This window comes from Fimbriimonadia bacterium, assembly GCA_039961735.1.
Lineage (GTDB): Bacteria > Armatimonadota > Fimbriimonadia > Fimbriimonadales > JABRVX01 > JABRVX01.
The window spans coordinates 21,972-42,633 of record JABRVX010000041.1; the positions used below are offsets into that span (position 1 = coordinate 21,972).

18 protein-coding genes are annotated in these 20,662 nt (G+C 61.6%); 10 read left to right on the forward strand and 8 right to left on the reverse strand.

Features of this window, described 5'->3' with window-relative positions; genetic code table 11:
* Positions 1-71: 71 nt before the first annotated feature.
* From lon to HRF45_10015, 5 genes are all read right to left on the reverse strand, one after another.
* A complete protein-coding gene (gene lon / locus HRF45_09995; GenBank protein ID MEP0766854.1) occupies positions 72-2,441 on the reverse strand; it encodes an endopeptidase La in 2,370 nt (789 codons plus the stop codon).
* A gap of 15 nt (positions 2,442-2,456) precedes the next feature.
* Entirely contained in the window at positions 2,457-3,719 is a 1,263-nt protein-coding gene (gene clpX / locus HRF45_10000) for an ATP-dependent Clp protease ATP-binding subunit ClpX (GenBank protein ID MEP0766855.1), read from the reverse strand.
* A 22-nt stretch (positions 3,720-3,741) separates the two neighbouring features.
* Complete coding sequence (clpP, locus tag HRF45_10005) at positions 3,742-4,329, reverse strand: ATP-dependent Clp endopeptidase proteolytic subunit ClpP (GenBank protein ID MEP0766856.1); 588 nt, start codon at positions 4,327-4,329, stop codon at positions 3,742-3,744.
* A 343-nt stretch (positions 4,330-4,672) separates the two neighbouring features.
* Entirely contained in the window at positions 4,673-4,861 is a 189-nt protein-coding gene (locus HRF45_10010) for a hypothetical protein (protein ID MEP0766857.1), read from the reverse strand.
* A 12-nt stretch (positions 4,862-4,873) separates the two neighbouring features.
* Positions 4,874-5,173, reverse strand: coding sequence for an MTH1187 family thiamine-binding protein (locus tag HRF45_10015; GenBank protein ID MEP0766858.1), 300 nt, complete (start codon positions 5,171-5,173; stop codon positions 4,874-4,876).
* A 176-nt stretch (positions 5,174-5,349) separates the two neighbouring features.
* Here HRF45_10015 and HRF45_10020 point away from each other — a divergent pair, with 176 nt between their 5' ends.
* From HRF45_10020 to HRF45_10050, 7 genes are read left to right on the forward strand one after another with little or no spacing between them, the layout of a single operon-like run.
* Entirely contained in the window at positions 5,350-6,165 is an 816-nt protein-coding gene (locus HRF45_10020; GenBank protein MEP0766859.1) for an AAA family ATPase, read from the forward strand.
* 1 nt (position 6,166) lies between these two features.
* Positions 6,167-6,625, forward strand: coding sequence for a helix-turn-helix domain-containing protein (locus tag HRF45_10025; GenBank protein ID MEP0766860.1), 459 nt, complete (start codon positions 6,167-6,169; stop codon positions 6,623-6,625).
* Positions 6,615-7,718, forward strand: a complete 1,104-nt coding sequence (gene pilM, locus HRF45_10030; GenBank protein MEP0766861.1) for a type IV pilus assembly protein PilM — start codon at positions 6,615-6,617, stop codon at positions 7,716-7,718. The genes HRF45_10025 and pilM overlap by 11 nt, the downstream gene beginning before the upstream one ends.
* A gap of 14 nt (positions 7,719-7,732) precedes the next feature.
* The gene (locus HRF45_10035) at positions 7,733-8,335 is read left to right on the forward strand and encodes a PilN domain-containing protein (protein ID MEP0766862.1); all 603 of its coding nucleotides are present in this window, start codon (positions 7,733-7,735) and stop codon (positions 8,333-8,335) included.
* Positions 8,325-9,032, forward strand: a complete 708-nt coding sequence (gene pilO, locus HRF45_10040; GenBank protein ID MEP0766863.1) for a type 4a pilus biogenesis protein PilO — start codon at positions 8,325-8,327, stop codon at positions 9,030-9,032. Before HRF45_10035 ends, pilO begins: the two co-directional genes overlap by 11 nt.
* A complete protein-coding gene (locus HRF45_10045; GenBank protein ID MEP0766864.1) occupies positions 9,022-9,606 on the forward strand; it encodes a hypothetical protein in 585 nt (194 codons plus the stop codon). Before pilO ends, HRF45_10045 begins: the two co-directional genes overlap by 11 nt.
* The gene (locus HRF45_10050) at positions 9,587-12,157 is read left to right on the forward strand and encodes a hypothetical protein (GenBank protein ID MEP0766865.1); all 2,571 of its coding nucleotides are present in this window, start codon (positions 9,587-9,589) and stop codon (positions 12,155-12,157) included. Before HRF45_10045 ends, HRF45_10050 begins: the two co-directional genes overlap by 20 nt.
* A 117-nt stretch (positions 12,158-12,274) precedes the next feature.
* On the opposite strand, the gene HRF45_10055 is transcribed toward HRF45_10050, so the two are convergent.
* Both HRF45_10055 and metH read right to left on the reverse strand, forming a co-directional pair.
* The gene (locus tag HRF45_10055) at positions 12,275-12,601 is read right to left on the reverse strand and encodes a hypothetical protein (GenBank protein MEP0766866.1); all 327 of its coding nucleotides are present in this window, start codon (positions 12,599-12,601) and stop codon (positions 12,275-12,277) included.
* 134 nt (positions 12,602-12,735) lie between these two features.
* Positions 12,736-16,185: a methionine synthase gene (gene metH, locus HRF45_10060; protein MEP0766867.1), complete on the reverse strand. Its 3,450-nt coding sequence runs from the start codon at positions 16,183-16,185 to the stop codon at positions 12,736-12,738.
* Between the two features lie 141 nt (positions 16,186-16,326).
* Here metH and HRF45_10065 point away from each other — a divergent pair, with 141 nt between their 5' ends.
* A complete protein-coding gene (locus tag HRF45_10065) occupies positions 16,327-16,629 on the forward strand; it encodes a YlxR family protein (GenBank protein MEP0766868.1) in 303 nt (100 codons plus the stop codon).
* Positions 16,601-18,544, forward strand: a complete 1,944-nt coding sequence (gene infB, locus HRF45_10070; protein ID MEP0766869.1) for a translation initiation factor IF-2 — start codon at positions 16,601-16,603, stop codon at positions 18,542-18,544. Before HRF45_10065 ends, infB begins: the two co-directional genes overlap by 29 nt.
* 12 nt (positions 18,545-18,556) lie before the next feature.
* Here infB and HRF45_10075 read toward each other — a convergent pair whose 3' ends face one another.
* Entirely contained in the window at positions 18,557-19,399 is an 843-nt protein-coding gene (locus tag HRF45_10075; protein MEP0766870.1) for a hypothetical protein, read from the reverse strand.
* An 87-nt stretch (positions 19,400-19,486) separates the two neighbouring features.
* On the opposite strand from HRF45_10075, the gene prfA reads away from it, so the two are divergent.
* On the forward strand, positions 19,487-20,545 hold the full coding sequence (gene prfA, locus HRF45_10080; GenBank protein ID MEP0766871.1) for a peptide chain release factor 1: 1,059 nt from the start codon (positions 19,487-19,489) through the stop codon (positions 20,543-20,545).
* The last annotated feature ends 117 nt before the right edge of the window (positions 20,546-20,662 follow it).

A 20,662-nucleotide genomic window follows, 5' to 3' on the forward strand; every position in this document is an offset into this window, starting at 1 on the left:
CAGGGGTCCCTCGTGGGTTGCCGAGCGGCATTGTACTCAGGACCGTAAGTCGGACAACCGGGCGGGAGTGCCTAGACCAGCGCAAGGCGTAGGGCCTCGTCCACCGTCGAGACCAAGTGAAAGTGCATCGTCTCGCGCACCACCTCGGGCAAGTCGGCGAGGTCGGCATCGTTGTCCTTCGGCAGGATCACGTTGGACATGCCCGCTCGGTGGGCCGCGAGCATCTTCTCTTTGATGCCCCCGACCGGAAGCACTTTGCCCCGAAGCGTGATCTCCCCGGTCATCACCATGTCCCGATGCACCCGCCGACCGGTCACCGCGCTGGCCAAAGCAACCGCGATGGTGATGCCCGCGCTCGGCCCGTCCTTCGGCACCGCTCCAGCAGGGACATGAATGTGCAGGTCGTGCTTTCGGAACAACTCCGCGTTCCCGCCGAGCCGCTCCACCCGAGACTTCACAAACGTGAGAGCGGCATGAGCCGACTCCTTCATCACGTCGCCGAGCTGTCCCGTCAGCAACAGATTCTTGCCCTCGCCCGGCACGAAGCTAACCTCGATCGTGATGATGTCACCGCCAAACTCCGTGTACACCAGGCCGGTGGCGGCGGCCACCTGATCTTCCGCCTCCGCGACACCGTAGCGGTACCGCCGTCGTCCCAGGTAGTCGGCGAGGTTCTTGGTGCGAACGGTGGTGGAGCGCGTGGTTCCCTCGGCGACTTTGCGCGCGACCTTACGGCAGACCCGCGCAATCTCCCTTTCCAGCCCGCGCACGCCCGCCTCGCGAGTGTAGCTGCGGATTACCATCAGCAGTGCGGCGTCGTCCATCTTCAGCTTGCTCGGGGTGAGGCCGTGCTCGGCAAGGTTCTGCGGAAGCAAGAAGCCCTTGGCGATGGCCAGCTTCTCCTCTTCCGTGTAGCCTGGGAAACGGATCGTCTCCATGCGGTCTTGGAGGGCGGGTGGCACGGTGTCCAAGATGTTCGCGGTCATGATGAACATCACGTTGGACAGATCGAACGGCACTTCCAGATAATGGTCCGAGAAACGGTCGTTCTGCTCGGGGTCCAGGGCTTCTAGAAGCGCTGCCGTCGGATCCCCTCGGAAGTCCATCCCGAGCTTATCAATCTCGTCCAGCATGAAGACGGGATTGCGAGTGCCGCACTGCTTGATGCCTTGAATGATTCGCCCGGGCATTGCGCCGATGTACGTGCGGCGATGGCCTCGTATTTCCGCCTCGTCCCGCACTCCGCCCAGCGAGACCCGCACGAACTTGCGTCCCATACTTCGTGCGATACTGCGCCCGATCGAGGTCTTTCCCACGCCAGGAGGTCCGACGAAACACAAGATCGGACCCTTCTGACGCGACGTAAGCTGTCGGACCGCCAGGAACTCGATGATGCGTTCTTTCACGTTCTGTAGACCGTAGTGGTCCTCGTCCAGAATCCGGTGCGCGACCCGAATGTCCACGGTGTCGTCCGTCTCCACCGCCCATGGCAATCCGCACAGCCAGTCCAGGTAGGTGCGGATCACGACGCCTTCCGGCGCTGCGCTCGGCATCTTTTCGAGTCGTCGGATCTCATGCTCGGCGTGCTCTGCGACTTCTTCCGGCATCTTCGCGCGGGCGATTCGTTCGGCGTAATCCTCGATCTCGCTTCCGCGCTCGTCTCGCTCGTTCAGCTCTTGCTGAATGACGCGGAGCTGCTCGCGAAGGTAATACTCGCGCTGGGTGTCGCCCATCTCGCGCTCGACGCGACTGCGGATGTCCTGCTGCACCTGCAGCACCTCGAGCTCGCTCAGCAGGAGGCGAATCACCACGTCCAGCCGCTCCCTCGTGTCCGCAGCTTCCAGCACCTGCTGTTTCAGTGCAGGCTTCACCGGCAGGTGGTGAGCCACCGCATCCGCCAATCGGCCGGGGCGTTCGATGTACATGACCGAGGTGACAGCTTCCGCCGGGACCTGCTTGCTCATCTGAGCGACTCGCTCGAAGAGGCTCGCGCACTCGCGCATGAGTGCTTCCATCTCCGAGGAGTGCGTCTCGGTCACCTCGATCGGCTTTATGGCGGCTAAAGCGAAGGGGTGAGACGACACGATCTCTGCAATCTCGGCTCGACGCTGGCCTCGGAGCACTACACGCATGGTGCCGTCTGGGACCGGCAGCGCTTGCACCGCTTCAGACACCACGCCCACACGATACAGGTCGCTCGGTTCCGGCTCGTCGATGGCCACGTCCTTTTGGGCCACGACGAGCAATAACCGGTCGGTCTTCAGGGCCCGGTCCAGCGCTCTCAGGGATTTCTCGCGCCCGACGAGCAGTGTCGAGAGTTCATCCGGAAAGTGCACCGCGTCGCGGATGGGAAGAACCGGCAGTGTGGAAAGGCCACCGTCGCGTTCGCCGCTGCGTCGCCGTCGCGTTGAACTCCGCTGAGCCGTTTCGCGCACGCGCATAATCTATCCGCCGCCCTAGCTAGCCTGCTTGATCTCGTCCGCAGTCAGCATTCGCGGCTGCTGGCCCTCACTGAACGGCTTCGGCGGGATGACCACCTTCTTGATGCTCGGCGTGGACGGAGCCTCGTACATCACGTTGACCATGATGGTCTCAATGATTGCCCGAAGCGCCCTAGCGCCGGTGCCCCTCTTCATCGCCTCCCGCGCTATCTCCTGAAGGGCCCCCTCCTCGAATTCCAGCTCCACGCCATCAATGTCGAAGAACTTCTGATACTGCTTGACGAGCGCGTTCTTAGGCTCGACTAAGATGCGCACCAAGGTTGCTTCGTCCAGCGGATCCAGAGTGGCGATCACTGGCAGTCGCCCGATGAACTCCGGAATCAACCCGAAGCGAAGCAGGTCTTCGGGAAGCAAGTGAGGCAAAAGGCTCTGCGCAGGCTTGGACTTGCTAGCAGGCTTTGCTCGGAAGCCCATCGAATTATCGCGCAGGCGTCGTGCGATGATGTTCTCCACTCCCTCGAACGTCCCGCCGCAGATGAACAGGATGTTCGAGGTGTCCATCTGGATGTACTCCTGATGGGGGTGCTTGCGGCCTCCCTGCGGCGGCACGTTCGCGATCGTCCCCTCCAGGATCTTGAGCAGCGCTTGCTGGACACCCTCTCCGGACACGTCGCGCGTGATCGAAGGGTTGTCGGACTTGCGCCCGATCTTGTCCACCTCGTCCACATAGATGATTCCGCGCTCCGCCGCCTCCACCGTGGTCTTCGGGTCGCCGGTATCGGCCGCCTGGTACAGCTTCAGGAGGATGTTCTCGACGTCCTCGCCCACGTAACCCGCCTCGGTTAGGGACGTGGCATCGGCGATGGCAAAAGGAACGTTGAGGATCTTGGCCAAGGTTTGGGCTAGCAGTGTTTTGCCGCTACCGGTCGGCCCTACCAGCATGATGTTGCTCTTCTGCAGCTCCACGTCGGAGCCTGGGCTCATCCGAACGCGCTTGTAGTGGTTGTAAACCGCGACGGAGAGGGTTCGCTTTGCCGCCTCCTGCCCCACCACGTACTGACAGAGGAACTCGTATATCTCTCTCGGCTTGGGAATGGTCTCTACGAACGTGCGGCCGACCGGTTTCTGGGTCTTTGGCGGCTCGGTCCGCATGATGTCCAGGCACAGGTCAATGCATTCCGAGCATACGCCCCCGTATAGGCCGACGATCAGCTTCCGTACCTGATCGCGAGACTTACCACACAGAACGCACCGGCCGTCAAGACGCTCCATTCCCATCTTCGCCACTCCGATGTCCTCCCTAGCGACCGCCTCGGTCGAGCACCTGATCGATGAGACCGTATTCCTTCGCCTCTTCGGCGGACATGAAGTAGTCCCGCTCCGTGTCCTTGGAGACTTTCTCGATGGGCTGCTTCGTGTGCCGAGCGAGGATCTGCTTCAGGTATTCCATGTTGCGGTCGATTTCTCGGGCCTGAATGTTGATGTCTATGGCCGTACCCTGAAAGCCTCCATGGACCTGATGGATCATGATTCGAGCGTGCGGCAAGGCATACCTCTTGCCCTCGGTGCCTCCGCACAGCAAGACGGCTCCCATGCTCGCGGCTTGCCCGACGCAGATGGTGGCGACGTCGCACTTCAGTATCTGCATCGTGTCGTAGATCGCCAGCCCAGCGGCAACTACTCCACCCGGAGTATTGATGTATAGCTCTATGTCCTTATCCGGGTCTTCCTTCTCCAGGAACAGCATCTCGGCGATGATCAGGTTGGCGACATGGTCGTCAACGGGCTCGCCCAAGAAGACGATGCGGTCCTTCAGAAGCCGCGAATAGATATCGTACGCACGCTCTCCGCGTGCCGTCTGCTCCACCACCATGGGGACCAGGCTCATGAACCACCCTCCCTAACGACGCCGCCCATGGCGTCGTTGTTGATTATCGGCGCAATCTGCCTAATTGTCGGCACGCGACGCAGCAAAAGCTCGCACGTCTGTTGGGAGTGCCGGACTTTCGCAGGGCTTCGCTAGCGTACCCGCAGACCGGCACTGGCCTGCACGCAACCCGGTAACTGGACCATATGCTGCCATCCCGCAGCCCAGACCCCGTCACGCTGAGCCCGTCGAAGCGTGACACCTTCCGCCGCGTGCCAGGGCCCGAGGTGCGATGCCTCCCGGCCGTCACGCTGAGCCCGTCGAAGCGTGACACCTCCTGCCGCGTGCCATGCACTTCGAACAGCTACCTCTCCTCGAGCCGTCGGACCCGCTGCTCCAACTCCGTCAGCCGCTGCTCCACTTGGACCAACACCTCGTCGAACATGCTCACGACCACGTCCGCTATATGGTTCGCATCCAACGGCGTCGCTTTGAGCCGCGATTTCACGGCATGAACCAGGTGCTGAGGGTCAGGCCTTCCTATGAGTTCCATCCCTATCCTCTCCTATTCCAATCTACGCTGAACCGCCGCGGCCTTGTCTCCAACGTGGACCTCCTTGTCCATCCGCTGATCCAGCTTGATCGTGGTGACCACCCTTTTCGCCCCGGCCTCGAAGGGTGCGGCATGAATACGCGCAGCCAGAGCCAGCAGTTCCGCAGGCTCGCCTTCGATGACCGTGCCGAACTCACCCAGCACGTACGGCAGGCCCGACTGCACCGCCACCCGATGCGCAGCAGCCACATAGTCGCCAATCGAAGGGCTTGCGGTGCCCACAGGCACCACCGATATCTCCATCAACGCCATCGCGTCCTCCTCCATCCAGTTCCCACCTCCGTCACGGCGAGCGGAGGCACCTAGCAAGGTTACCCGGAGCCTCCCTCTACGCTCAAAACCGCGCGCAAGGAAACCTGGAGCGCGCCTATAGGTTTGCCGGGTCGGTGACGATAATTGCAGCGTGAGTCCCGCCGGGAGGAACTGAATTGTATGAGCAGTACTGGGGGCTGCTAGAGCCTCCGTTTAGCCTCACGCCCGACCCGCGCTTCTTGTACCTGAGCCGAAAGCACGAGGATGCGCTGATGATGTTGCATTACGCCATCACGCGCAACAAGGGGGCCGGTCTGCTGACCGGTGACATCGGTTACGGCAAGACAACGGTCAGCAGGAAGCTTCTCGAGCTCCTGGACCCAGTGAACTACAAGGTGGTCATGATCGTCGACCCGTTGCTGTCGCCGGCCCAGATGCTGCGGGAGATTCTCGACCAGCTGGGGGCCGAGTGTACGGGTCGCACGCGCCAAGCCATGGTCAGCGCGCTCCACGGAACCCTCCTGAGTGCCTACGAACGAGGCCAGCGGGTGGTGCTCCTCGTGGACGAAGCCCACCTCATCAAGTCTTCGCAGACCTTCGAGGAGTTGAGGCTGCTGCTGAACTGCCAAATGAACGACCAGTTCCTGATGAACTTGTTGCTGATGGGCCAGCTGGAACTTCGGCAACGCCTGGAGAAGGTCCCAGCACTGAAGCAGCGCATCGCCGTCAAATACGAGCTAAAAGCGCTCGATCCCCAGGAAACCGGCGAGATGATCGCCCATCGCATGAGGGTGGCAGGCTATGCCAACGGGCAGTCTCCCTTTACGCCGGACGCGGTGTTCGAAATTCATCGGGTCAGCGGAGGTACGCCTAGGCTCGTCAGCCAGCTCGCAGACAACGCGCTGATGGTCGGCATGGCACAGGGGCTAAAGCTCATAGACGGCGTGACCATGCACTCGATCACCGAGGACTACGAGGAGAGGGCAGCCTAGAATGCAGCTTGTAGACGCCATCAGACAAGCCGCCAAGAACCCTACACCGGTGGCAGATCCCGTCTTAGTGCCGGAGTCTCCGCCCGTCGCGCCGCCCTCCTCGGCGACGGCGGGGACCCGACCGGTGCACGTGGCGCAGCCGGCACCGCCAGCAACCAGTGTCTTCGGCGGCAGCGTGGTCCGGCTCGAGCTTTTCCTAAGCCCCGATCAGCTCAGCGTCTTGTTCCGCGGGATCATCGGCGGAGCGCATTCCGTTCTGACCCTGCGCGAAGCCGCGAAGTACGTCAGGCTCTCCGCTGCAGAGCTCGAGCAGCTCTGCGAGACGCACCAGGTGCCAGCGTTCCGATTGCAGGGGAAGTGGCGATTCCCGAAGGCCGCCCTTGACGATTGGCTGGCGGCACAATCGCTGGACCCGGTGCTTGCCGAAGCGGACTCAGAGGAGGACTCGGATGGGTCTTAAGCTTTTCAGCCGAGACACGTTCGTCGGCGTAGACATCGGGAGCTACTCGATAAAGGTCGCTCAGGTCGAGCCGTCCGGCGATCGGTTGCTGGTCAGCCACTACGCCAAGGCCGCGACGCCCGAAGAGACAGTGCGCGATGGCGTCGTCGTGGACCCGGAGAGGCTCGGCGATGCCTTGCGCGACCTACTTCGGCGTTCAGGAGTCGGAGCTACCGCCGCCAACATCGCGGTCGCCGGCTCGTCGGTCATCGTCCGCTCCATCAAGCTGCCCAAGATGAACGAGGCGGCTCTCCGCAAGTCCATCAAGTTCGAAGCCGGCAAGTACGTACCATCCTCCGTGGATGACAGCTACATCGAGTTCGACATGATGGGCGACGTCGCGGATGGAAAGATGGACGTTCTGGTCGTTGCTGCTCCGAAGGACATGGTCGAGAGTCGCGTTGCCGCGGTGCACCGCGCGGGCCTCGAGACCGAGGTAGTGGACATCGAAGGTTTTGCCCTCTACCGGGCCCTCATCGAGGCGAGGCGCGACGAAGCCTACACCGACCGCACGATGGCCTTGATCGACATGGGAGCGGCGCACACCCACATCAGCGTCGTCGCAAATGGGCAGTTCTCTCTCACCCGCTCCATTCCAATCGCCGGAGAGACCTTGACAGATGCCCTCAAGACTTTCTTCCGGACCGATGAGGAAGTTGCGAGAGAATCGAAGCACTCGCTCGATTTCTCGCCGCTCATCGGGTCAGAACTGAATACCGACGCGCCCCCTCAGCTGCGCCTGATCCAACCCATCATTGACGAACTCGTACGGGAGCTTCGTCGCTCGATCAACTACTACCAGACCCAGCAGTCCGAAGGGTCTTCGGCCTCGCCCGTGTCGGTTCTACTGCTTAGCGGCGGAGCGGCCCGAATGAAGGGAATCGCGGATTACCTCGGCTTCAAACTCGGCCTTCCCTGTCAGTTCCTCAGCGTATGGGAGAACCCGCGATTCCTCATGGGAGGGGACAACGTGGACCCGGAGGAGGGCTCGGAATACGGAGTGGCGACGGGTTTGGCCATGCGACGCGCCGGTCGCCAGGCGATGGTGGCTTAGGAGGTGAGTTCAGCGTGCCATTAGTCAACCTGATCTCAGAACAGAGAACCCAGAAGCGGGTGGCCATCCGCAAGACGCGCGCGTCCATGCTCGCGTGGGTCATCTCACTAGGTGCTGGTGTGGCCGCCGTCGGAGCACTGATGTGGCAGGTGGACCGTCAGAGTGACCGACTCGCTGAGTTGAAGTCCAAGAGCGCCGGCATGCAACCCTATCAGCACGCCATCGCAGAAGGTCAGAAGGAGCTGGCGGTTCTTCGTCCGAAGCTGACCACGCTCCAAGCCGCGAGCCGCGCAACAGAGACTTGGCATCGCCTACTCGGCCACGTGGCATCGCGTATGCCCGAGGGCACCTGGCTGACCTCGGTCCGCGCCCAAGAGGCCAAGGCACCTAGTCAAGGCGTGGAGGTTCGGTTCATCGGTTACGCACAGGACCAGAGCCTGGTCGGAATGGTCATGCAACGCCTCAACGAGTGCCCCGACCTCGCTCAGGTGGACCTCAAGTACACCAAGGAAAAGGAGTCGGGCAACAACGTCGGCGTCGAGTTCGAAGTCGTCGCGATGCTCGCTGTTCCGAAGGACGCCAGAGCGAAGGAAGGAGGCAAGGCCGTTGGCTCATGATGCACTCGCCAAGTCGCAGCGTGTGTTCCTGCTGCTGACCGTTATTACCCTGATCCTAGCCGGCGGACTGAGCTACATGCAAATTACCGAGTGGCGCACAATCAAGTCCGAAGCCGACAAGATCGCCAAGGAACTCGACAACCCGGATGCGCTGCGCAGACAGGTTTCGGAGGTCCGCAACGCGATGGTATCCAGCCGACTAGCGGTAGCTCACTTGGAACTCAACCTTCCCACGCGTGACTACGTCCCGACCATGCTCCGCGAGCTGGAGGCGATGGGCCACGCATCCGGGCTCCGCATCACCGGCGTTCGTCCCGTCCCGAAGAAGGAGAAGCCGAAGGCCGTAGACGGGGAGAAGGACAAAGCCGCTCCCGGCGCACCGAAGGACGATTCCAAGAAGAAAGAAGAGCGGAAGCCTTACGAGGAGATGGACTTCGACATCCAGGCCACCGGCCAGTACATGCAGATTCTCAAGTTCCTCGAAATGGTCAGCGGATTCCCGAAGATCATTGCAGTGAGGTCCGTGTCCATCAACGCCACGCCGAACCCGAGAGACGTAGGTCCGCCGAAGCTGACCGCAACCTTCGGCGTGCGTGCGTACATCTTCCCGACGAGGCCGCAGAACCTCGCGGAGTCCCCATCCCGAGCTTCCACGGAACGGTCGAGCTCTACGCAGGGGGTGAGCGGTGGCGGATAAGAAAGTTCTCATCGTCGGCGCGTTGGCAGTCGTGTTGCTCGGAGTGGGTGCCCTGCAGTTCATGGGAGGGCCCAAAAACGAGCCACGTCCGGAGCCTAAGAAGCCGAAGCAGGCCGAAAAGCAGACGGCAGAGCAGGCAGAAGATATCCCGCTGCCCGACGGCGTCCGTGTGGGCCCGGCTCGAGACCCCTTTGCAAAGCCCGGGGGCATCGCATCGGCTACGGAGACAGGCCCTGGTCAGCGCACGCGGTTCGAGCCGACGGAGGCCGAGCTTCCGACGCAGAAGACCTCTCCACCCAAGCTCGGGCCGCTAGACGGAGGATCAGTGCCGACGCTGTCGGTGAGGCAGGCCATGAACGGCTGTGGCTGGGAGGCCGTGGGTGTGGTGATAGGTCCCGTGCCCATCGTCGTCTTGCGCGACGCCACGGGAGAACAAGTGCTGGTTCGCGAGGGCCACATGGCGGACGACGCAACTCGAATCCTGAAGGTGACACCTCGTTCCGTGACCGTACGGCATCTCAAACAGACCGTGACTTTGGCAATCGGAGGGGGCGTTGTTGAAGACAAGAAATAGCTTCGTTGTCCTGGGAGTCGGCCTGCTACTCACCGGCATGGCTTGGGCAGGACCGACCATCACCAAAGTAACCGTGACCAAACAGGGCGACGGTGCGGTCGTTCGCGTGCAAGGCACCGACCTCCCGCAGCCCACGTTCTCACGATCGAACGCCGGCAAGGCATGGATCGCCTCCTTCAAGGCGTCGCTCGCAGTGAAGCCGCAGTACGTCTCTCTCAAGCAGCCCAAGGTCCGGTATGTCCAGTACGGATGGTTCTCGGCGAAGCCGCCGGTGGTCAACGTGCTCGCCTGGATCGACTCGGGCGTCCAGCCCGTGGTCGAACAGGGGTCCAACGGGGACTGGCTCATCTGGCTAGGAGTGGCTTCTCCCACGGCACCTGCTGTCGAGCAGAAGCCTGCGGTCGCTCCCAAACCGGTTCTCCAGCCTCAGAAGCCCGTCGACGCGGTACGGGAGAACAATTACGAAGGGAAGGCCGACCTAGCCGAGCAGCAGCGGCAGCGTGAGGCTCAGCAAGGGCGTGTCCGTGCGGCGGCTCCCCAAGCAGCCCAACGCCCGCCTTTGCCGGATGTCAAGGTCTCGCTCGAGTTCCCGAAGGCAGACGTGGTCGTCATCCTGCGTGCGCTCGCCCAGAACGCCGGCGTGAACATCGTTACTGCACCGGATGTAAGGGGTGAGATCACCGTCTCGATGCGCGACGAGAACGTGCGAACCGCCCTCGAATTGATCACCACGATGGCTGGGTATCGCTACGCGCTGGTTGGTCGCACCTACGTGGTAGGGACCGAAGACTTCCTGAAGCGGTTCGCAACCGCCGAGGCGCCTCCCGGTCAGCAGGATGTCCCGCTGCAGGATGTCACCGAGTTCGTGCCGGTGACCGGTTCGCCGCAGGAGATCGCCGAGTCCTTACAGGCGCTGATGCCGAGTGTCAAGGTGATGCCTGGCCCCGCCGGTGGTGCCCCCGTCGTTGCTATTCGCGGTCCGGCCCCGGAGGTGCAGCGCGCGCGGATGCTGCTCACTGCGCACCTCTCGCAGGATGAGGTCATCGAGGTCTACACCGCGCGTCACCGCGACGCTCACGACCTGAAGACCTACTTCCAGGGAGCGAAGAACCTGGTGCCGGGTGTGCTGGCGATGGTCGGCCCGTCCGCCCTCGGCATGGCCGCCAAGCAGCAGGCCAAGGGTGCCCAGACCGGTTCGACTGCAGCCAAGACGAAGGATACGGAGCAAGCGGCTGCCGCAAAGACTACTAGCGGCGCCGTGCCCGATGAACTCCAGGAAGCCGCAGGCGCCATGCAGGAAGAAGGCGGCAAAGCAGAGACGAAGCCCGCCGGCGGCGGCGACACCGGTCCTGCGAGCGGCGACGATCGCAAGTTGGTTCTCAAGGGACCGCGCGCGGCGGTGGACAAGGCTCTCGAGATCCTCGCCGTTCTCGACGTGCCGTTCGATCAAGTCACCGAGGTCTACGTCGCCAAACACCTCAGCAGCCGCTCACTCCAATCGCTGTTCTCAGGCGGAACCGACGCTGGAGGAAAGTCCGGAGACGGGTCGGCCAGCCTCGTGCCTGGGGTGAAGGTCACCGAAGGGCCGATGTCCATCGTGCCTGCAGGACTGCGGCCCCAGCAGCGTGAGCCCGAGCCCTCGCGGCACCTGTTAGTCACAGGTCCCAGGGATCAGGTGGCGCAGGCTCTTCACCTGTTGGCGCAGCTCGACATGCCGGAGCCGCAGGTGATTATCGAAGCCAAAGTGATGGACGTGCTGCGTGACGACTTGGACAAGCTGGGTGTCAAGTGGGACCTCTTCGACAACGGTGTGATCAACGTTCAGAACATCGAACGTGCCAGTACCGGCGAGACTCAGCAGAACGTCCGAGATGGTAACTCGCAGACAAACGACAAGGTGGGGAACAACACCTTCGAACAGAGGAACCAGTATAACACCACCAACGATTGGCAGCGGACCTTCGAGACGCTCGGTGACCCCATCGTAAACACCTTCAACATGTCGTTCAACCCGAAGACGTTCATTGGATCGATCAACGGCATCTTGGACGCACTAGTGGTAAGCAAGCGATCGAAGTTGCTGGCCAGCCCGAAGGTGTCTGCTCTCGATGGTAGGCCGGCGAGGATCTTTATCGGCGATATCGTCAAGTATGTCGAGCAGATATCGCAGACTACCACCGGTCCTACCATCACCATTGGAGAAGTCCAGGCGGGCATCCTGCTCAATGCCACGCCGCGTGTAGCGCCCGACAATAGCGTGACACTCTCGCTGGCGACCGACGTGAGTCTGATCACCGCCTTCAACGACGTACCAGGTGGTGGAAAGTTGCCTCAGGTGGCCTCGCGCAACGTGGACACGAACATCCGCATGAGGGATGGTGAGACCATCGTCATCGGCGGCCTGATCCGTGAGGAAGAGCTGATGACGATGACCAAGGTTCCGCTGCTGGGTGATCTGCCATTCCTGGGCCAACTCTTCCGCCACCGTTCGAAGACCAAAACCGGGTCGGAGGTTGTGCTGTTCCTGACAGTACGAGTGGTTCAGGAGTAGCCGTGATCAGCTAACGCCGTGACAGCGACACACTAAGCGGCTACGAGCAACTATTCGAGAACATAGATGCAAGAGGGAGGGGTCCCCTCCCTCTGCTTTCTGAGTCGAGCGTTCAGGCTAGGGCTGCCTACGTTCCCCCTTCGCTCGGGAGTCTTCCTCCCGATGTGTGCCATGTTGCCGGACCGCAGTCTGCCGTCGGCGCTGAGGCGTTACGATGGCGTGGTGATCCACGCCATCCACTCGAGCCGTCATGCTGAGCCCGTCGAAGCTAACGTCATGCTGAGCTTGTCGAAGCATGCAACCGGAAGCCGCGAACGTGGCACCTGAAGACGATAGCGTTCGGCACGTCCCGTCATGCTTCGACAAGCTCAGCATGACGCGCAGGTGCACTCCCCCTTGGTCGTACTCCATGCCATGACGGTTCGGCGCGGCTACGAGCTGCATATCCGGACGACTCGGCAACGTCCGGAATCAGCCTGACACCTTGCAGCATATCGAGGGGACCGTCGGGGCCTCGATACCGCACCGGGACTGCCTTGACGGGCAGAGACAGGTGTCGAGCCAAGCATGGGTTCACCCTACCGGATGTTGAAGTAACGTGCCTCCGGGTGGTGGCAGATGATGGCCGACGTGGATTGCTCAGGGACCATGTGGCACTCCTCGGTCAGTTCCACGCCGATGCGTCTGGGATCGAGCAGATCGAACAGCAAGCGCTGATCCTCCAGGTTCGGGCAAGCCGGATACCCGAAGCTGTAACGCGCCCCCTGGTAGCTCATGCTGAAAAGCAGTCGGATCTCTTTAGCATCCTTGTCCGCGATCCCCAGTTCCTCTCGCACCCTCTTATGCCAGTACTCTGCTAGGCCCTCCGCCGTCTCCACTCCCATACCGTGAAGGTACAGGTACTCTTGATAGTCTCCGGCGTCAAAGCGCTCTCTTTCGTACTCCGAGATCCGGCTGCCCACCGTAACACACGTGAAGCACGCGACGTCCATTTTCCCCGACTCTCTTGGCGCGAAGAAGTCGGCAAGGCAGAGCCTGCGATCGGACGGCTGTCGTGGGAAGGTGAACCGCACGCGCTCTGTCTTTTTGTCCTCTTGATACACGATCAAGTCATTGCCCTCGGACTGGGCCGGGAAGTAGCCGTATACTACCTTTGGCACTAACAGACGCTCCTCTGCACACTGCTTTTTCAGTCGCTCGTACGTCGGTCGCGCCACCTCTTCGAGCAGCCGCTCGAATTCCGCCTTGGATAGCTTGCCTCTTCGCATCTGCCACTGCCCACGAAACAGCGCAACCTCCGAGTTAACGTAGGGGTACACGTCCCATACGTCTATGTCATCCACCACTCTGACTCCCCAGAAGGGTGGCTCTGGAATCGGCACTTCGGTGGACACGTCGCTGCGACGGGTATCGGTTGTCTGCACCGTCACGTTGGGGAGCGTGGCTTCCGCACGCGGTGTGGGGGAGGGTCTGCGATAGAGCTCTTCCATCGCGGCTGGCCCCTTCATCACCTCGCCCATCAGGTACAGCCCCTCGAAGGCGTCCTGAGCGTAGAACACCTTTCCATGGTAGATGTTACGAAGCTCGTTTTCCACGTAGCTTCGTGTCAGTGCCGCTCCACCCAACAGGACCGGTGCGCCAAACAGACCGAGCCGGTTCATCTCCTCCAGATTCTCGCGCATGATCAGTGTAGATTTCACTAACAGTCCGCTCATCCCAATCGCATCTGCCCCCGTTTCCTCATAGGCTTTGAGGATGTTAGCGATTGGCTGCTTGATTCCGAGATTGACCACCTCGTAACCGTTGTTGCTCAGGATGATGTCCACCAGGTTCTTGCCGATGTCGTGGACGTCTCCCGCGACGGTGGCCAGCACCAACTTGCCACGAGAGGTCCCTTCCACCTTCTTCATCTTCGGTTGAAGGTACGCAACGGCGCGCTTCATCACCTCGGCGCTCTGCAGCACGAACGGAAGTTGCATCTCGCCAGAGGCGAACAGTTCACCCACCGTCTTCATCCCCTGCAGCAGGATGTCGTTGATGATGGCGAGTGGCTCGTAGCGCAGGAGCGCCTCATCGAGGGATGCCTCGAGCGACGTCTTGACACCATCCACGATGTGCCGTTGCAGACGCTCTTCTACGGGAAGGGTTGTTAGGTCTCCGACTGTCGGTTCGACTGCAGTATCTTCACGAAACAGCGCCATAAGAGCGTGCAGCGGGTCTTCACCATCCACCCTCTCGTCGAAGACGAGCCGCCGAGCGATTTCCCGAATCTCTGGCTCGATGCGGTTCAAGGGCACGATCTTTCCCGCATGCACGATGGCGGCGTCCAGGCCGGCTTCCAGTGCATAGTGAAGGAAAACCGAGTTGAGCGCCGTCCTCGCAGCAGGTTTCAGCCCGAAGGAGATGTTACTAACACCTAGCAGCGTGTTGCACTCCGGCCAGCGTCGCTTGATCTCACGAACGGCGGTGATGGTCTCAACACCTGCCCCGCGAAACTCCTCGTCCCCACTACCCAGTGTGAACGTAAGCGCATCGAAGAAGATGTCCTCGGGTGAGATGCCGAACTCCTCCGTGGCGATGCGGTGAAGCCGCTCGGCGACCTGCAGCTTACGGTCCACGGTCTTCGCCATACCCTCTTCGTCGATGGTGAGGGCTACTACGGCAGCTCCGTACTTGCGACACATGGCCAACACTCTGCGCAGTCGCTCGCCTCCATCCTCCAGGTTCACGGAGTTCACGATGGGCTTGCCGGAGATGAGCTTCAGCGCAGCCTCCATCACCTCCGGCTGCGTGGAGTCGATCATGATGGGGATCGTGGCCTGCTGGTTGATCAGTGGTATCAGTGTGGTGACGTCGGCCACCTCGTCGCGTCCCACGTATGCCATGCACACGTCCAGCACATGGGCACCCTCGCGCTCCTGGTCGCGAGCCATCTGCGCCATCTCGTCCCAGTCTTCTGCAAGCAGCAGGTCGCGGAACTTCCGACTTCCGTTCGCGTTGGTCCTCTCGCCCACGATCAGGAAGCTGGTATCTTGGCGATAGGGTACCTGCTGGTACAGGCTCGCGCATGCTGGCACATGATGAGGATTACGTCGCGCCGGGGTTGCGCCTGCCAGTGCCTGTGACACGGCACGAATGTGTTCCGTGGTAGTGCCACAGCAACCTCCCACGATGTTCACGCCGAACTCGTGAACGAACAGCGAGTGGTATTCCACCATCTCTTCGGGGGTTAGTGGATAGTGTGCCTTGCCTGCCACCATTTGCGGAAGCCCGGCATTCGGCAGCACGCTGATCGGTTTTCGCGAATGCGCACTCAGGTACCGGACGTGTGCTACCATCTCTTGCGGCCCCGTCGCGCAGTTCAGGCCGATGATATCCACCTCCGGAAACGCTTCCAGAGTGGTGAGCGCCGCACCTATCTCGGTGCCCAGCAGCATCTTGCCGTTGCTTTCCATGGTCACCGAAACAATGAGCGGCAACTTGCCTCCCGACTCCGTGAAGGCATCACATGCCGCAATCACCGCACACTTGGCTTGGAGAAGGTCCTGGCAGGTCTCGATCATCAGCGCGTCGGCACCGCCTTCGATCAGTCCCAGTGCGTTCTCACGATAGCTAACTAGCAGTTCATCAAAACCGATCATGCCCATCGTGACCAGTTTCGTCCCGGGGCCCATCGAGCCGACCACGAAGCGTGGCCTGTCTGGGGTCGAGAACTCGGCTGCCACCTCTTTCGCTATGGACGCAGCCAGCCTGCTCAGTTCGCGCGTCCTGTCGGCGATGCCGTACTCCCCCAGGTTCATGCAGTTGGCGCCGAAGGTATTGGTCTCCACGGCATCTGCGCCTGCCTCGAAGTACCCCCGCGCCAGAGATGCCACCACGTCCGGTCGAGTGGCGTTGAGTATCTCGTTGCAACCCTCCAGGCCGTCGAAGTCGGCAGCCGTCAGCCCCGCGGCCTGCAGCGACGTGCCGGTCGCGCCGTCGAAGATCATCAAGCGCTTGTGCAGCGTCTCCAAGAACAGGGAATTCATGCCTGTGGGCTATTATGCCTTTCCTGAGTTGACGGGCGGCCATCTAGGCCCATGTTCAAAGCCGGCAATCCCACCGTTCGCGGGTATAATCTTGTGTTATCCCGGGATCGTATGCCGCGCAGCGGCGCGAACGGATGCAAGATGGGCAACGGTAGAAGTCATGTACCGATCCGCACATGTGTGGGCTGTGCACGCAAGGCTGCGAAAGGCGATCTGGTTCGGTTGGCCCTCGATCCGGACGGCCGACTGCTGCGGGACCAGCGCAACCGCTTGCCCGGTCGAGGCGCTTACGTGTGTGGCGCAGCGTGCGCGCGAGTGGCGGCGAAGTACGGCAGGTTCGAAAGAGCCTATCGCCGCTCGGTAGCCAAGAATGCTATTGAGGAGTGTCTGGCGACCTGGGAAAACGAGGTGAGTATTGGCGGTAACGAAACTGAAACTGAGTGACCTGGCAAAAGAACTGGGCATCCTGCCGCACCAACTTCTTCGCGTCCTGCAACAGGTTGGTGTCGAAGTCAAGACCGACGACCCTGAGCTTACCGAAGATGTAATCGAGGCCGCCAGAGAACTCGTTCAGGACGAGTCGTTCGACAACGACAGGGTGTACGTCAAGCCCAACCAGACGGTGCGGTCGCTCGCCAAGGTGTTCGACAGTAAGGCGGAGGACCTCCAGAAGCGGCTGATGGAAGACGGCCTTTTGGTCGGCCTGACACAGCGCCTCAAGCCGGAGGTCGTGGAGCAGCTCGCCGACGAACTCGGCTACATCCTGGAGTGGGACGAGGGCACCACACCCGTCGCTCCCCCCAAACCCGCCGCTCACAAGCCGAATAAGTCAAAGACGGGAGTGCAACCTCGTCCTCCCATCGTCACCATCCTCGGCCACGTGGACCACGGCAAGACCACGCTGCTCGACCACATCCGCCACTCGGCGGTGGCCGCAGGAGAGGCGGGCGGCATCACGCAGCACATCGGCGCCTACCAGGTAGAGGTGGCTGGGCGCAAGATCACTTTCCTGGACACCCCCGGCCACGAGGCATTTACCGCGATGCGTGCGCGAGGCGCGCAGGTCACCGATATTGCTATCCTGGTAGTGGCTGCCGAGGACGGCATCATGCCGCAGACTCGCGAGGCCATTGACCACGCAAAGAGCGCCGGGGTGCCTATCATCGTAGCCATCAACAAGTGCGACAAGCCCGACGCGAACCCGGAGCGTGTAAAGCAGCAGCTCACCGAGCACGGGCTGGTGCCAGAAGACTGGGGTGGCGACACTATCGTCTGCAACATCTCGGCCCTCACGGGCGAAGGCGTGCCGCATCTGCTCGAAATGATCCTGCTCGTGGCCGATGTCGCGGAGATTGCCGCCGATCCGAAGGCGCCGCTCGATGCGGTGGTGATCGAGGCCCGGTTGGACAAAGGCCGAGGGCCGCTGGCTACCGTGCTCGTCCATGAGGGCACGTTGCGCCGAGGCGACGCCATTCAGGTGTCACGGGCGTACGGCAGCGTGCGGGCCATGAACGACTTCGAAGGCAAGCCGGTTGCCGAGGCGGGTCCTGGTATGCCGGTCGAGGTGCTTGGTCTTTCGGAGCCGCCGGAAGCCGGGGACAAGGTAGTTGCCTGCAAGAACGAGCGAGAGGCGCGCGCCAAAGCCGAAGCGGTGAAGACGGCCTTGCGCGAGCAGAGCATGGCCCCTACACCCCACCATCGGGCCAGCCTCCAAGACCTCCTGCGTTCCATGGCCGAGAGCGAGACCAAAGAGCTGAACATAATCCTCCGCGCCGACGTGAAGGGGTCGGTGGAGGCAATCGCCGAGCAGCTCAACAAGCTGCAGTTCGAAGACGTTAGGGTGAAGGTGATTTCGCAGGGCGTCGGTTCCATCACCGAAAACGACATTCTTCTCGCCCGAGCCGCATCCGCGGTATGCGTGGCCTTCAATACGGGTATCGAGCCAGGGGCGAAGAGGGCGGCCAAGGACCAGAACATAGACGTTCGCTATTACAACATCATCTACGAGCTGCTCGAAGACATGGAGTTGGCAGCCAAGGGCTTGCTCGCTCCGAAATTCGAGGAAACTCTACACGGAGTCGCCGAGATTCGAAGGGTGTTCAAGCTCTCGAAGGGCTACACCGTCGCCGGGTGCTACGTCACCGAGGGCAAGATACTCCGGAGCGCCCGCGCACGAGTTCGGCGGCCTGGCGTGGAAGAGCCGCTGTTCGACGGCGCAATCGCCTCGCTAAAACACATCAAAGATGACGTGCGGGAGATGGCGGCGGGCTTCGAGTGCGGCATCCAGCTCGAGGGGTTCACTGGGTACGCAGAAGGCGATCTGATCGAGTGCTACTCGCTCGAGCAGGTCGGGCTCTAGCGGAAACTCCCGTCAGTCCCAGCAAACGACAGCCGCCATGGGGACCAGCAACAGTCGCATGCTGCGCTTTGGTTCCAGAGGCAACACTTCTAGGGTCATGGTGAAGCTATGGCGGAAGGGCAACTCCGACGAGGTGGACTCCAGCGTTAGGGTCTCCGTGCCCGTGTTCTTCAGCAGGCGGCCATCGGCAGGGCGTAACCACATCGTGTAGCGCAGTTCGCGACGTATTCGAAGGTCAATCTTCGGGCCCTCGTTTCCGAGTCCCGCATCACTGACTTGCTCGAACGCGGCCACAGCGCCGACTTTCAGGGTCGGCTTGTCCGCGAGGTCCTCTATCCCCTCGAACTTGTAGGATATCTTCGGAGTGCCCACGGGCCGCAACGCGGGCGAGAGGTCTGCGGGATAAGGCTCGTCCCAGGCGTCCCCCGGCTCGACAGGCTTGGGCGGCAGGGCGGCGAGCATCACATCCCGATACCACTGCATCGAAGCCTCGAATCCTCCGGGAGCAGCCGTGTCGCCCGTAACCTCGAGCTTCCCATCCTTACGGACCAGCACCTGGACCTGAGAGGAGCGCTTCATCTGCTGCAGCACGTCGTCGCTGAGCGCCGGCGAGCCCTCGGCGTCCAGCTTGACGGTGGTCCGTGTCAGCTGTAGCCGGGTCTCGTCCGGGTGGACCGACAGCACTTCGAGGTCCACGCGCCATGTGCCGCCCGAACCCTTCATCACCGCATCCGCATCCTTCTGCTTGCGGATGACCACGTACGAGGCCTTCTCGCCCTGTCGGAAGCTTCGAACGATCTCGACGGGCTCGGCCACTATGGGAGAAAACGCGGCAAGAAGGCACACTTCGATCATACGTTTGCACCGTTGGGCAACCGGGAACAACCCAATGCCGATACTACGCCATGGCCGGAACCGGTTCCCGCTGGTATTCTTATGTCCGTGCTAGAGAAACTGAAACAGGTAGAGGAACGCTATGAAGAGGCAGAGCGTCTCCTTTCAGACCCAGCTGTTGCCTCGGACCCCAAGGAACTGCAGCGCCTTGGAAAGATCCGTGCCGAGTTGCAGGACGTTGTGGGTGTGTATCGTGCATACCGAGAAGCCCATGAGCAGCTCGCGGAGGCGCGCGCCTTGGTGGACGACCCCGAAATGAGAGACATGGCCCTCGACGAGATGGATCGCCTACGCGCCGAGATCGCCGCATACGAGGACAAGCTGCGCGTCATGCTGCTGCCGAAGGACCCCAATGACGAGAAGAACGTCGTGATCGAGATCCGTGCGGGGGTAGGCGGCGAGGAAGCTGCACTGTTTGCTCGAGATCTCTATACGATGTACGCCCGATTCGCCGAACGCAAAGGCTGGAAAACCGAGCTGGTCGACTACGAGGACTCGGATATGGGTGGTGCCAGCCTAATCACCTTCAACATCGAGGGCAAGGGTGCTTACAGCCAGTTGAAGCACGAAAGCGGCGTTCACCGAGTGCAGAGGGTCCCGGCTACCGAAAGCAGCGGAAGAATCCATACCAGTGCCGCAAGCGTGGTAGTGATTCCTGAAGCTGATGAGGTGGACGTCGAGATCAATCCAGCGGACATCGAATGGGAGAGTTTCCGGGCGAGCAGCGCCGGCGGCCAGCACATGCAGAAGAACGAGACTGCCGTGCGCCTGGTGCACAAGCCTTCGGGCATCGTGGTGCAGTGTCAGGACGAGCGGTCGCAGGCACAGAACAAGTACAAGGCGATGAAGGTGCTGCGCGCGAAGCTGTATGAGCGTGAACTGGCGGCGCAGACGGCCAGTGCCGACGCCTCGCGTAAGGCTGCCATCGGCACAGGGGATAGGAGCGACAAGATACGCACCTACAACTACCCCCAGAACCGCGTGACCGACCACCGGATCAACCTGACGATCACGAACCTATCAGGCATCATGGACGGCGATATCCAGGCCCTCTGCGATGCCCTCATCGCAGACCATCAGGCCAAGCTCCTCGCCGCCACACAGTAATCCTTCCCTCTCCCCGCCTCGCGGAGGGAATGATATACACCAACTCCGTAGGAACACATGCCTCCACGGAGACCCTCCCCTTGAGCGCGCCGATCTCAAACCGCACGCAGTACCGGT